The sequence below is a fragment of the Bacteroides xylanisolvens XB1A genome, assembly GCF_000210075.1.
In the GTDB taxonomy this organism is placed as follows: Bacteria; Bacteroidota; Bacteroidia; order Bacteroidales; family Bacteroidaceae; genus Bacteroides; species Bacteroides xylanisolvens.
The window spans coordinates 792,002-805,699 of sequence record NC_021017.1 but is presented as its reverse complement, the minus strand read 5'-3'; the positions used below and the strand labels follow the sequence as shown (position 1 = coordinate 805,699).

The 13,698-nt window shown below is 40.0% G+C and carries 10 protein-coding genes; 1 reads left to right on the top strand and 9 read right to left on the bottom strand.

All coding sequences use genetic code 11. From position 1 onward, the window contains the following. Positions 1 to 45 precede the first annotated feature (45 nt). The 6 genes from BXY_RS03255 to BXY_RS03230 are packed head-to-tail and all read right to left on the bottom strand — an operon-like array spanning position 46 to position 8,992. Complete coding sequence (locus BXY_RS03255; protein WP_015531216.1) at positions 46 to 2,925, bottom strand: PD-(D/E)XK nuclease family protein; 2,880 nt, start codon at positions 2,923 to 2,925, stop codon at positions 46 to 48. 30 nt (positions 2,926 to 2,955) lie between these two features. Further along, complete coding sequence (locus tag BXY_RS03250; protein WP_243442468.1) at positions 2,956 to 3,963, bottom strand: energy transducer TonB; 1,008 nt, start codon at positions 3,961 to 3,963, stop codon at positions 2,956 to 2,958. A 4-nt stretch (positions 3,964 to 3,967) separates the two neighbouring features. Then, positions 3,968 to 4,585 carry a radical SAM protein gene (locus BXY_RS03245; RefSeq protein ID WP_008640556.1) on the bottom strand — a complete coding sequence of 206 codons (618 nt, stop codon included), beginning with the start codon at positions 4,583 to 4,585 and terminating at the stop codon, positions 3,968 to 3,970. After that, positions 4,582 to 7,752: a UvrD-helicase domain-containing protein gene (locus tag BXY_RS03240; protein ID WP_015531214.1), complete on the bottom strand. Its 3,171-nt coding sequence runs from the start codon at positions 7,750 to 7,752 to the stop codon at positions 4,582 to 4,584. The genes BXY_RS03245 and BXY_RS03240 overlap by 4 nt, the downstream gene beginning before the upstream one ends. 8 nt (positions 7,753 to 7,760) lie before the next feature. Beyond that, positions 7,761 to 8,387 (bottom strand): YhcH/YjgK/YiaL family protein, encoded by a 627-nt coding sequence (locus BXY_RS03235; RefSeq protein WP_008640554.1) that lies wholly within the window; start codon positions 8,385 to 8,387, stop codon positions 7,761 to 7,763. After that, complete coding sequence (locus BXY_RS03230) at positions 8,384 to 8,992, bottom strand: RNA polymerase sigma-70 factor (protein WP_008640553.1); 609 nt, start codon at positions 8,990 to 8,992, stop codon at positions 8,384 to 8,386. Before BXY_RS03230 ends, BXY_RS03235 begins: the two co-directional genes overlap by 4 nt. 163 nt (positions 8,993 to 9,155) lie before the next feature. Here BXY_RS03230 and BXY_RS03225 point away from each other — a divergent pair, with 163 nt between their 5' ends. Further along, positions 9,156 to 10,148 (top strand): FecR family protein, encoded by a 993-nt coding sequence (locus BXY_RS03225; RefSeq protein ID WP_120070481.1) that lies wholly within the window; start codon positions 9,156 to 9,158, stop codon positions 10,146 to 10,148. A gap of 663 nt (positions 10,149 to 10,811) precedes the next feature. Here the strand turns inward: BXY_RS03225 and BXY_RS03220 are convergent. The 3 genes from BXY_RS03220 to BXY_RS03210 form a co-directional block, all read right to left on the bottom strand. After that, positions 10,812 to 11,765 (bottom strand): DUF4999 domain-containing protein, encoded by a 954-nt coding sequence (locus tag BXY_RS03220; protein WP_009039645.1) that lies wholly within the window; start codon positions 11,763 to 11,765, stop codon positions 10,812 to 10,814. Positions 11,766 to 11,788: 23 nt separating this feature from the next. Further along, on the bottom strand, positions 11,789 to 12,988 hold the full coding sequence (locus BXY_RS03215; RefSeq protein WP_015531211.1) for a DUF1735 and LamG domain-containing protein: 1,200 nt from the start codon (positions 12,986 to 12,988) through the stop codon (positions 11,789 to 11,791). An 8-nt stretch (positions 12,989 to 12,996) separates the two neighbouring features. Continuing rightward, positions 12,997 to 13,698: glycoside hydrolase family 18 (locus BXY_RS03210; RefSeq protein WP_243442467.1), on the bottom strand; the 702-nt coding region annotated here is incomplete at its 5' end.

Here is a 13,698-nt window from a genome sequence, read left to right as displayed (position 1 = left end):
TATGTAAATCGTGCCCTTATTTAATTGGTATATTCTATTTTCGGTTTATCGTTTGCAGATAGCCTTAAAATCGCAATACGAACATTTTTTAGTATCTTCTGTCTGCGTAAAAGGCTCTTCTTCGCTGAATATTTCTTCTAATAATGTTTGCAGGCGTTCACGGAATTCATCTTCAAAGAAAGCGAAGTTGTTTACCGGTATTTTCGGTTTACGAGGTTCTCCCATTTCAATAACAGGCGAATAGTTTTCCGATGCTGCCCGGTGGATGTAGAGCAGAGCAGGAGCTACCATTAACGATTGTTGCCGGCTCATGATAGCAGCATACAGAAAAGTCTGGAAAATATAGTTCGGGCGTGTTTCCGATGGGGTGAACAGTTGCTCGATATTAGCAGGTATTTTAGGGCTTCCTCCTGTTTTGTAGTCAACAATCCGCAGGGTACTTTCTTTTGCATCCATACGGTCGATTGTGCCACCCAGACGGAGAGTGAACGGTCCTTGTCCTGTTTGTATAGTAATCTCTTCTGAAACTTTCTTTTCCATAGCGACCATTTCGAAAGGAGTATATTGAAGGTCGTTACGCAGCAATTGTTTCAGATAGGAAACAATTACTTTGGAGTTGATAAGTTGTATGCCGTTATATTCCGGTTTTTCTTCGGGAGAAACTTTGAATAATTCTTTTTTGAAGGCTTGGTCAACGTAGCTTTGTAGCTTCACGTCATTGCGTAATAAGCGTTCAAGATCTTCTTTCTGTATCGTTTTTCCGGTTGCAGTCAGGTCGGTGTATGCCAATTGGGCGGAGAGGTGGAAAATGGTTCCGAATAGAGCGGAATCAATTTCAGCACTCACTTCGTCCGGTGTTTTCAAGCCCGCTACATAGCGGTAGTAGAATCTCAACCGGCAATCCAGATAAGCATTAAGGGCGGAAGGAGAGAGAACCAGTGAATTTGGATGAGTGCTATCGTAAGCACGATAGATTCGTCTTAGTACTTCAGGTGTTTTTTCTACTCGTATCTCTTGGGTACTTTGCGGAGATTGTCCGGCTTCCAGATACTCGCGAGTGATATCATGTGGACCTTCTACAAGTAATTGCAGCATGAAGCGGGATTCTTCTCCACGGTTGAGACCGTCCGAAGAAGTATTGTAGAGTAGCGTGATATTCTCTGCCCGTTGTATCAGTCGATAAAAGTAGTAGGCATACACTGCATTTTTGTGTTCGATAGTGGTCATGCCAAATGCTTTCCGGAGATTATAGGGAATAAAAGAGGAATCTCCTCCGGATTTTGGAAGTTGTCCTTCGTTGAGAGACAATATAATGAGATTCCGGAAGTCCAGATTACGTGTTTCCAATACTCCCATGACTTGCATTCCGATAGCAGGTTCTCCGTGGAAAGGAATGTTAGAAGATGTCAGTACTTTGGTAATCAGTCGTTTCAGAGTATCGGTGCGTATATTTAGTTCTCCGCTTTCAATCAAACTGTAGAGACGGTTGATTTTGGTATGGCTTTGAAAGAGCGATTCTCTATATAGTTGATTGAAGATATCATTGTATTCTCCTTCTTTCCGATAAATGGTTGAAATGTTTTTGATTAATTCGATCAGATAATCGCATAGTTCTTTTATACCATTACGGGGAGTGAAGAGGGTAGTTAGAAAATCATCCTGTTTAAGTTCTGACGGAAGTGGATAAAAACGGTTTGTTTGGGTCAGTTCACGTTCCAGGGGACCGGCATGGGATGATAATTGCTGGGTATAGGGATGCTTCAATATGGCGGATACTGCCTCGTAAGTGAATCGGCCGGTATCGGAGTGGTAACCATTGGTTTGCAGTTCCATTACGGCATTGATAAAGCTATAAACAGGAGTTTGAGCCAATGGGAATCCCATGGTGATATTGACATTCTTCACTTCCTGCGGAATGGAATGAAGTACGGGAAGCAACAGAGCTTCATTACAAAGCACTACAGCATTTTCTTTTTCCTTTTCTACGGTAATTTGTGAATGATCGTTTGTTATCGCCTTAATCCATCCGGGAAGGAAACGTGCTTGGGCATTCTCGGTAGAAGCGGAAATATAACGTATTTTCTTCGGTTCTTTAAAGGTGTTGAAAAAGCTTTCCGGGAGTTCGTTCGGAAATTCCTCGAGATTACGTTTCAGGAATTCTCCGGCCTCATGTTTTTTGATTTGTTGGGTGTAGAAGATATCATAGTCCCAATAGAAGAGTGCCTTGCCCGCATCTTTCAGTTTTCTGAAAAAGTCACTTTCTACTTTGTTCAAAACGTTGAACCCGACAAATATGTATTTGTCGTATTTGAGTTGGTCGGTATCGAGTTGTTCGATCACGTTCCGGTAGAGCATGCCTTCGTAAGCAATGCCTAACTCTGTCAGGTTCGCACGGTAACGATGGTAGATAGTACCTAGCTTGTCCCAAAGGGAAATAAATTTTTCTTTTAGTTCGGTCCGTTTTTCAATGGAGAAATTCTGAAAAAACTGTTGTATGGCTTCTTCCTGCTCTTTGTCAAGGAATTCATAGTCATCCATCAGATTTTTCAAATCTTGTAGATTGCTGAATAATTTGTCGGCATCGACCATATTCTTATCTACATCATCAAAATCACTAATCAACAATTCGCCCCAGAAGTAGAAATCGTCCAATGTTTCCTGACTCCGTGTTTCCTCTTTGAACACTTTATAAAGTTCGCAGACCAATCGAATAGGATCGCCGCTTTTCTGTACGGATAGTTTCTGAAACAGGTCGCTGATACTCATGGCAGCTGGTGACCAGATCGGTTTATCGGATTCTCCTGCTAAATATTCATTGAAGAACAAGTTAGCACGTTTATTAGGGAAAACGAGTACCGTACGTGACAGGTCGTTTCCTATCTTGGTATATAAATCATGAGCGACTAGTTGGAGAAATGATTGCATATTGATTAAACTATTTTCTGATTCTTGTATTTATTGTAATCGGAACATAACAGGTACGGTGAAATAAACAGCAACTTTAGTACCATCTTCCAGTTCTCCCGGTTTCCATTTAGGCATTTGATTAATGACGCGTAAAGCTTCTTTATCCAGATAAGGATCTACGCCACGTAAAACTTTTGGTTTGACTATATTTCCTTCTTTATCAACGATGAACTGAATAATAGTACGCCCCTGTACACCATTACCTTCTGTTCCTGTATTAGGGTATTGAATCTTTTTTGCAAGAAATTCCATGAGAGCTTGCTGGCCTTCAGGAAAATCGGGCATAACAGGTACTTTCTCGTAAACGTCAGGATAGTTTATACGAGTATAAGTGATTCTCAATTCCGGGCTATACATCGCACTGAATGAAAGCATCAGATTGTATGTCACTTGTACTGTCTCATTTGCCAACATGCCGGGTGTCCAACGAGGAATGAGAGACATGACCCTTAATATTTCAGCTTCAACTTTGGGGTGTATCTTGCGGGTAATCTTAGGGTTGATAACTTGTCCGTCATAATCTATAGTGAATTTTACATCAGTGTATGTATTATTAGCAATACTATCTATTTCTGAATAACGAAGATTTTCTTTCAGAAATTCTATAAATTTTTCTGTTCCTCCGGGAAATTCCGGTAGCTTTTCCGGACCATAAAAGGGGGCTTCCCCTTTCATGTCTTTTTCTTGTATCAGGCTGTCAGCAGTAATGGTCCAATTCATTTTAGGGCATTGCAGTGTTTCTGCGTCCAATGAAGTAGGAGGTATTATTGTAAGTATACCAGTTGATAGTCCAAACAGAGCGATGGCCTTACCTACACGGCGTTTTCGTTCAAGTTGTTGCTCCAAATATCGAACTTCAGCTTCGCATTTGGGGCAAGTACCCAAACAATCTCCCTGATACTGACATTCAGAGGTGATGAATTCAATATCATTCGCTTCGGCTATCTGCCGACGAATCTCTTTTAAGATTTTACAGGTTTGTTTTCCTCTTGCCATGGCATTAATCATTAGGGGTTTTATAGGTGAATCGGTCGAATTGGGTGATTCCCATTTCTTTCAAAAGTTCTATGCTTTGGTCAATATCCTTCTCCGTATTATAGGAAGGGATGAGTGGTGTCCGAATAACGATTTGCTTGGCTTTGTCTTTCCCGATTAAATATCGCAAATTACCTAAGACGTTTTCATTATTCTTTCCGGTATATCGCTGATAGATGTTATTATTCATATCTTTGATGTCGATTATGTAATTGTCTATAATAGAAATCAGTTCTTCTACATTCTGTTGCGGAACATTGAGAGAGGTTTCGACAGTGATTCTCCATTCCGGTCCGCAGAGTTGGCGGAATTGCCTGATAAATTCGCTTTGTAATAATGGTTCTCCACCTCCAAATGTGACTCCTCCGCAGCTCGCCAGAAAGTAAAGTTCGTCTTTGCGTACTTCCTCATAGAGTTGGTTACAATCGTATCTCTCCCAAACGCCATCAGGCTGTAGAGAAGTTGGATTGAGACAATATTTGCAACGCAACGGACAGCCATGGAAAGCAACTAATGTTGTAACTCCTTCACCGTCAATCGTTAGTCGATGGCGGGCAATGCCGATGAGAGGAACAGCTTTCATACTTTTTCTATTTTTTCTTCATCCACATACCACAAGTAGCCGGTGATATTCTTATATCCCATCTTGGTAAGAAGTTGCATATATCCTTTCACTTGTTTGTTATATTTAGGATTTTCCTTACCAAACTTGAAATCGACTACAACAACCTGATCGTCTTTCATCATTACACGATCCGGACGACGGGTTTGCAAAATTCCTTTTTCTTTATAGATAATAGCACATTCATTAAACAGTGTCCATTTTCCGGAATACCAATCTTGAATTTCAGGAGAAGAAAAAGCTTTCTTTGCAACTTCACGAGCCACTTTTTCTTTCTCGTCATTTCTGATAACTCCTTCAAAAATAAGCCGTTCGATGGCTGGATCGATATCTTCTGCAGTTTCGATGACAGAAAATAAAGTATGTAACATACGTCCGCGGTTGATAAAGCGGTCGTCCGAATCTTCTTCTTCAATGCCCTGAATGAAGTCAGCAGAGCGGTTGGACTGACGAAATTCAATATCATGCCGCATGGATTCCATCCGAATAGGGAGTTTCTCTGGTTTCTGGGTTAGCTTGTTTGTGGATGTCTTGATTCTTTCTTTTTCGGAAGGGCATAGTTGTCCTTGCTCATAACAGTCTTCTTCCCAGTCAATCCCTTCTTCTTGGGCTACTATCGGTAGGGTGTTTGCCAATAGTTCGGACATGGTACCTTTTTGACTTTTTCTACTCCAGATAATGAGATTTTTTCCAGCGCGGGTAAAAGCAACGTATAGTAGATTGAGATTATCTACCCAAAGTTGAAGACGTTCTTGCAGGTAGTCGTTACCATAAATCGATTCAGCCATTTGGGTGGAATAGTTAATAGGAAGAATATCCAATGTATTGAATGGTGCTGTTTGCGGGGCACACCATACAAGCTGATTATTGGTTTCATTCTCCAGTTTCCAGTCGCAGAAAGGAAGGAGTACGGTATGGAATTCCAATCCTTTGGATTTGTGTATGGAGAAAATCCGGATACCTTCTACTTCTCCACTCGGAATTGTTTTACTGCATAATGTTTCGTCCCAATACCGGATGAATCCGTCTAGCTCGGAAGAGTTGCTTTGCAGATAATCGATCACCGCATCAAAGAAAGCGAATAAATAAGCATCCTGATCTTTGATAAGATTCATCTCGAATATGCTGAAAAGTTCTTCTAAAAGCTCATAGAGAGGCATTAACCTTAGTTCCTTTGTCTTTTCAAGAAAAGCGGCGGGAAGATAATTCTCGGCAGGGAGGAGTAGGAGAGTATTCCAATCCAGTCCTTTCTGTAAAACCTCGTTTTGATAGGCTACGGCCAGTTGGGCACGTGCTATTTTATTATTTTCATCGGAAAGGAATCGCAGTGCATCCAACATCATACAAATGGCAAGAGAGGCGTCAAGGCGGAAGGCTTCGTCTGATACCACTTTATAGTGTAGCTCCTTATCGAAGTAGTCGGCGATTCGAGGAATGCTTTTATTTTTTCGTACCAGGATGGCTATATCATTCAGTTGTACTCCGGAGGTGAGGAGATGTTGCACTTCTTCTCCCAAGCTAATTAATGTCTGTTCGGTATAATCATGTTCTTCGTCGGGTTCGAGAAAAGAGACTTTTACATATCCTTTTTCTGTACTTCGGGGAGATTCCTGCACAACGTCGGCATAGGCTTTTTGCAAATCCTCACAATCTTTGCCTAATTGCTGTTTATACACTCCGTTCAGATAGTTGGCAGCAGCTGTGAAGATTCGATTGTTAAACCGGATGACATTCGTTTCACTTCTCCGATTGGTGGCTAACGTCTTGACGCGGATCGGGAAATGCTCGATGTGGTCATTCAGGCTGTTGAGAATTCCCCAATCACCATTCCGCCAACGATAAATGGACTGTTTGACGTCTCCTACAATCAAACTGTCTGCTCCTTGAGACAGCCCTTCGAGCAAAAGCAGTTTGAAGTTGCCCCATTGCATTCGGCTGGTATCCTGAAACTCGTCTATCATGACATTATGGATATTTGTCCCTATCTTTTCGAATACAAAAGAGGAGTCACCGTCTTTCACCAGTTGGTGAAGCAGGGCGTTCGTGTCTGACAACAGAAAACGGTTGTTGTCGTGGTTCAACTGACGTACTTCTTCGTCGATATTGGCGAGAAGTTGCACTTTATTGAGATGTTGCAAGGATAACCGGCAACTATTCAGTAACAAATTATTCTTGGAACGCAACTTTTCAGCATCTTCCAGAATTTGTATAAGGCTGGAATTAGCCAGGTTGATGATATCCGCATAACGGGGAGAAGTCTTGGTTGCCCAATTTTTGGCATCTTCCAGACATTTCTCTACTGTGGCATTACGGATATCATTGCTTAAAACGCCATTATTCAGTTTACGGAAATAACTTCCGATTCCGCGTGAACCGTTTTTCAGATCATCAGCAGTTAATGCGTGACCATCTAGTTCTCCTTCGAATTGGTCGTAGAATCCTTTCATTTGCTCCAGTATTTCCGTTTCCAGAGCTTTCAGTTGTTTGCGGTATTCTTTGATGGTGTTCGGATTACGCAGTCGTTGCCGAAGTCCTTCTCCTTTTTCAATATAGCCTTCATCGAAAATATTGCGTCCAAAACTTTTAACTTCGTCTGATACATTCCAACGTTTATCATCGGCAATTCGCTCATTGATATAGTCTAATAACCATGCGAGGACAGGGGAAGTGGGACCTAGTTTCTCGATCATGCTATCTACGGCGTCACTAAGAACTTCGGTGTTGTTTAACTCGATATTCAGGTTCGGACTAAGTTCCAGCTCCCGTGCGAGGTTACGCATGACAGATTGGAAAAATGAGTCGATAGTCTCTACCCTGAACCGGCTGTAATCATGCAGCATATAGCTAAGGGCAATGCCTGCCGCTTCCCGTATCTCCTGCTCTGTTTTTCCTGTCTCTTCTTTGATACGGTTGAGATAGGCTTCCGAATCTTTATCACCTATCTGTATGCCGTAAAGCTGACTAAGAATACGTTCCTTCATTTCTGCTGTTGCCTTATTGGTAAAGGTTACAGCGAGAATTTGCCGGTAGGCACGGGGATTGAAAATTAATAGTTTGATGTATTCCACGGCCAGGGTAAATGTTTTACCCGAACCTGCAGAGGCTTTATAGACTAAAAGTTCACTCATGTTTTTGTTTAAGGGATATATTCGATTTTAGCAACGATTACTCGTATCTCTTCCGGTTCTTTCCCGGCTTTTACTAATGCCTGATGGAAGTTTTTAGGGAAGAACATGAAGAATGTGTCCGGAGTGGAATCTACATATTTTATTTTTTTGGCTTTGTAGAAAGTAACATCCGGTTTATATTCGGTGATAGGCTCCGCATATTCGGCTGAAGTAATTCCGAAACGTTCGGTACCTTTTACTACATATTGCAAATCGATGCCGTGGCGGTGTGCTTCAATTTTACGTTTACTGACATCTTGTGTTGTTGCATCCTGCACATTGATGTAGCAATGTTCACCATCTACTTCGTATCGTCCGGCAGGCATATTTACGAGGTCGTGGGTAGCTAGCCATTGGAAAGTCTTGTCCCACACTTTCTTGTTCTTGTGATATTGTGAGGCAAACTCCTGATAATCGGTTGTCTTATGAGGCATTGCCTTCAGCCCGTTCGCCCATTCTTGCTTCTGTGTCCATTGGCGGGCTTGTTTAAGAGTCCAGTTGTCAGCAGATTCTTGTGAACATACATTTTCTGTGAAGAAGAAAAGAAAAAGTCCGATAAACAGGCTTGAACTACTAAATACGAAGTTTGATTTCATGATTGTTCGAAAAAATTAGGTCCGAAAATAAGTATGAATAAAGGTAGATAGTCTTTTAAAGCTACTCGTAATAGCTTTAAAGCTTGTCCAATTCTGTAATTAATCGTTTGTGGAGATACATTCAGTTTCTCGGCAATTTCTTTATGCGTCAGATGTTGATTACGGTTCATCTCGTAGGCTTCGAGATATTCTTTCGGAAGTCTTTTTAATGCTTCTTCATATAGACGGAAAAGCTCATCACTCAAATAGAAGTCCGGGTTATTGAGCTCACTATCATATTTATCTACGATTTCCTGATGTACTTTTCGTTTAATCTCAAAATGGGAAAGACGGTTGAGGGCTTTGTTCTTGACAATCGTAAAAAGAAGAGTTTTGAGTGTCAGATCTTCCATCAGAGTACAACGGTTTTCCCACAGCCACATCATTGTTTCCTGCACAATCTCCTCTATTTCTTCCTGCTCACTTACGTATTGAGAACAAAAAGCACATAGCCTACGGAAATAATGTCTGTAGACGACGTCAAAAACTTTTTCCTCTCCTGCTTTTAAGGCAGTGATGACGGACTTATTATTATTAATATCCAAATATATCGGAGATTGTGGCATTCTCTTTTAATTTATGTAAGACAAAAATAATGAAAGAAGTAGATAAATGAAATAAAAATGCGAGAAAAAATATTTTTTCTTTTTTCGTTTAGTATATTTGTACTCACAACTGTATTACTACAAAGGTTTTATAGTTTTTTTATTGTAAAAAGGTTAAATGAGCATGGATGAAACTATCTTGTTGAATTATCTGCAGGGTGAATGTAATGATGAAGAAGCTGCCCGGGTGGAAACTTGGTGCGAGGAAGAACCGGGGAATCGGAAAACTTTAGAGCAACTTTATTATACTCTTTTTGTAGGTGAACGTATAGCGGTGATGAATGCTATAGATACAGAGGCGTCATTAGATAAATTTAAGTCGGCTATCAGAGAAAAGGAGAAAAAGACTAAACGGAAAAATATCTCAATCCGTTGGGGACGTTATGCTACTGTGTCTGCTGCTTTTCTTACCGGACTTGTTTTTGCCGGTGGAATTGCCTGGGGATTACTTTCCAATAAACTTTCAGATTATGAGGTGATAACTGCTGCCGGACAGAGAGCACAGACTGTACTGCCGGATGGTAGTAGGGTATGGCTGAATGCATCTTCTAAATTAGTTTATCATAATTCTTTCTGGAGTTCGGATCGCCAAATCGATTTGTCGGGTGAAGCTTATTTCGAGGTTTCCCATGATAAACATGCTCCATTTATCGTAAACAGTAAACAAATCAAGACTTGTGTGCTTGGTACGAAATTTAATGTGCGTGCGCGTGAAGAAGAGAATAGGGTAGTGACTACCTTGCTTCAAGGTTTGGTGCGGGTGGATTCTCCACGAACGGAAGAGAATGGCTATTTACTGAAACCGGGACAGACATTGAATGTGAATACGGATACTTATCAGGCAGAGTTGATTGAATATAACCAGCCTACGGATGTGCTCCTGTGGATGAAAGGTAAGTTGGAATTCAAGCAACATTCTTTATTGGAAATAACCAATATTATGGAGAAGTTGTATGATATTAAATTTATCTATAAGGATGATGCTTTGAAATCAGAACGGTTTACCGGTGAATTCTCTACTGATAGCACTGCTGATGAAATACTGAATGTTTTGATGCATACAAATCATTTTTCTTATAAGAAAGACGGACGGATTATTCGGGTGATGAAGAAATAAGATATAAATAAGTCTTTTTACAGGGGGATTCTTAACTCATTAAGAATCCCCCTTTCCTTTATGGCTTTCTTAGATCATTAGAGAAACAAGTGTTTGATCGAAAATTTTGTTTTGGTGCAGTTTTGAACAAACTTCACCGTGGTGAGCCCATCTAAATAGAATTAGTTAAAAACCGCATTCAGCTTTCAGTCTACTTAAAAAGTTCCTTTTCATCGGTGCTTTTGGCTGAACGCGAACCTGAAAACAAAAAGGAGATGTAAATAGTCTCTTTTTTAGAGTCTCTATTTACCTTCAATAGAGCCGCTGTTTGAGTGAAACATAGCCTTCGTTTTATGCGAATAGAGACTCTGATTTACTAACCCGGCATGTCGACGACTTTAACCCGACATATCAATGTCGCTCTTTATCAAGGCGTTTACGAACAAAACTGAAACGGCTGAAACCGGATAATAGCGTAAAGATTCAGTAGGAGAAATTTAATTCAAAACCATAAGTCATAAGAAAGATGTACAAAGATGAACTAACAAGTAGAGATCTGGAGTATTCTTTTGGGAGATAGATTGATAGTCTGGAAGTATGTTTGTGAAGTATGTTTCTAAAATAGAGGGTAATCCATTGGATTACCCTCTATTTTATCATTTCTATGTTACCTATTCATTATGTTTATTCACTTTTGGGTTCGTAAACATTAAATTCTGTAACATCCGTACGACCGTTTGTAGAGATAGTGATAATCTGATATTTTAGATATCGCGTAGTAATAGGAGAGATGAACGTGATGTTTTGTGTACTACTACCGGGTATTGCTAATGAACTTAATGATTTCCATGTCATACCATTTTCAGACTGTAATATTTCCACTTCTCTAGGAGCATATGCATTTCCCCAGTGATTCGTTTTGATGCCTGTTAAAACCTTAGTTTCTCCTAAATCAACGGTGAACCAGAAGCCTTTATTATTTAGAGCAACGTCAGTTCCAGTCTTGCCATCAATTAAATTATTAGGCGCGCCGTCTACTCCTTCTTCCACATTAACAATCCAACCTACACGATTACTGATAAGTTGGCTATTGCTAGGAGTACCACTTTTTAGATTACAGTAGGCAGCTTTATTAATGATGACAGGTAAGATACTTAAATTACTGCTAATGACAGTGTTCTTATCATTGGTAGTTACATTACTGATTGATACACTGAAAGAGAAACTTGTTTTTTCCATGATACTGGCGAATATCGTTGGATCGACCGTTGCAGTGATTTCTTCAGAAGTCATCTGTCCTTCTTTGAGAGTAACCTGTGAGGAACTTAAAACGATCTGGCTTGCATCAAGCCCTTCTGTTTCACTTTTTGCACTTAATGCGATAACCATATCTGTAGAGACTGCTTTCTGTGTTTTTACAGTAAAAGCCATCTTAATTTCATCTCCTCCGATTCCATTCGCATCATGAGTCAGATTGAACTTTTTTACATTCCCCGATAAATAGTCATTTCTCTGTAGAGACACATACGTAGCATTCCACTCGTTAAAAACTTCTTCATCATCACTACAGGACGAAATGAATGGGACAAACAAGCCGAGTAGAGTTGCTATTGATAGTGATTGAAATATATTTTTCATATACATATACAATTTAATTTTTACTATTTCCATTCAGTAGCCTTATCTGTAGATAAAATACCGTCAATCCAGGTAGGAGTAGCAGAAGTTGTCAAAGTATGACCTTTACCGGTTGCATCTTCGAACACATTACCTTGTCCTTCATTGAATCGCCAATAAGCTTCCAAACCTACAGATTTAGGGCTAACTTGCGTCATGTTATTCTGAATTTGAGAAGCGGAACGAACTACGGACCAAATACGTGCTTCACTCATCAAAATTTTACAGTTTCCCCATCTACTATAAGAATCATCACCTAAGCAGAACCAATTTACATCAGAGAAAGTTGTTGCTCCTGTTGGTATACTCAACACACCCGAATCAACTCCGTTTATGTAAAGTCGATAGTTGGAACCATCACAGACCAATGCTAAATGTTGCCATTCGTTTGGCTTGAAAGAATTACTTGGATTCAAATAAAGCCGGTTACGTCCTACAATCTGTACTAATGAATGTGCCTTATAATTTTCATTGTCACTTTGAGGATCCTCAAAACGTAAAAGGATGAAGTTTGCATCATCTCCTCCGTTTTTAAAGACTGCACGGTCACGGTCAGCTGTGTTGGCTACCTGAAAACGAACCTCTATCGTATATTGTGAATACGTTTCGGGAGATTCTGTGAATTTATTAGCTTTTAAACTAGGAGCGCCAACAAACATTGGAGCTGAAAATTCGATAATACTTTCTGCCAAAATAACAAAGGTTCCGGTATTTTCCATCGGTGAAATACTTCCATCTTGCAATACTAGTTTTACAGGCAGTGCATATGATTCTCCCGATTTCATCATTTCCTGACTGAAAGCTTTCAAAGCGATGGAGAGGGCATCGGCTGCATATTGTCCTGCTTTTACAGTAATCGTTTCCGGCAACGTATAATAATCTTTGGGCAACATTATATATCCGGTTCCATTAATATGGTTATAAGTGTTCAGTACTGATTGATCTGTAACCAATTTATAATGATTATCTGTAGAAGAAAGATTACTAAGATGCACATTTAGGGTAGTAAAACTTTCTCCAGTAGCCTGTACGGTCACTTTTTGACTTGTACTGGAAAGAGCTTCTTCAATATAAGCATGTGTATCTAAAGTATCGTATTTTGCATCTCCACAACTTACTATACTTCCTAAGCCTGTTATGACTGCGGAGAAGCATAAAATTTTTATATAATTCATACGTTTCATAGTTTACATTAATTTTTAAGTAATGAATGTGATGACGGGTTCATAATTTGAATAGCACGGCGTATATTTTTATATTCTGGTGAAGTTCCATACTCTGCTTCCATATGATAGGTTCCTGCACCACCTTTACGGAATCCGTTACTTGGTTGCCAGCGTGCCATTCCTTCAAGAGATTTCATTTTGTTACCATAACGATCAGTGTAATCATATCCACCGTCCATAGCAGCATCGGTAGCCTCGAAATTCTCGGTCATGATGGTCATCTTCGTGATTTGTTCTTCAGACATGACACTGCTATACGTCTGAACAAGTCCTGCACCTGCTACGCCGCCTGTGATAAGACGTTTATCGAGTTTAGAATCACTGCCAGGACTACTATTATTGTAAGCCTGAATGATAAAATAGTCAAAATATAACCCGACTTCAGGTCTACCTGTTATGCTCTGTGGTTCGCCATCGATAACTAATAATTTACCAGTTCCTGATTTCGGACCGAAATATTTGCCTAGTTCATCAACAAATGCAAACATTCTATCGTCTTCGTCTACGATATTACCGGGGTTGCCAAAATTAGGTTCATAATCGATATCAAAGCCGTCGTAACCATATTTGTTTACTGTATCGGCAATGGCGCTTGCATATTTGCGAATGGATGCTTCTATTGCTTCCTTATTTGATTCATCGGAAGGCCATCCCCAAAAATCATTCAC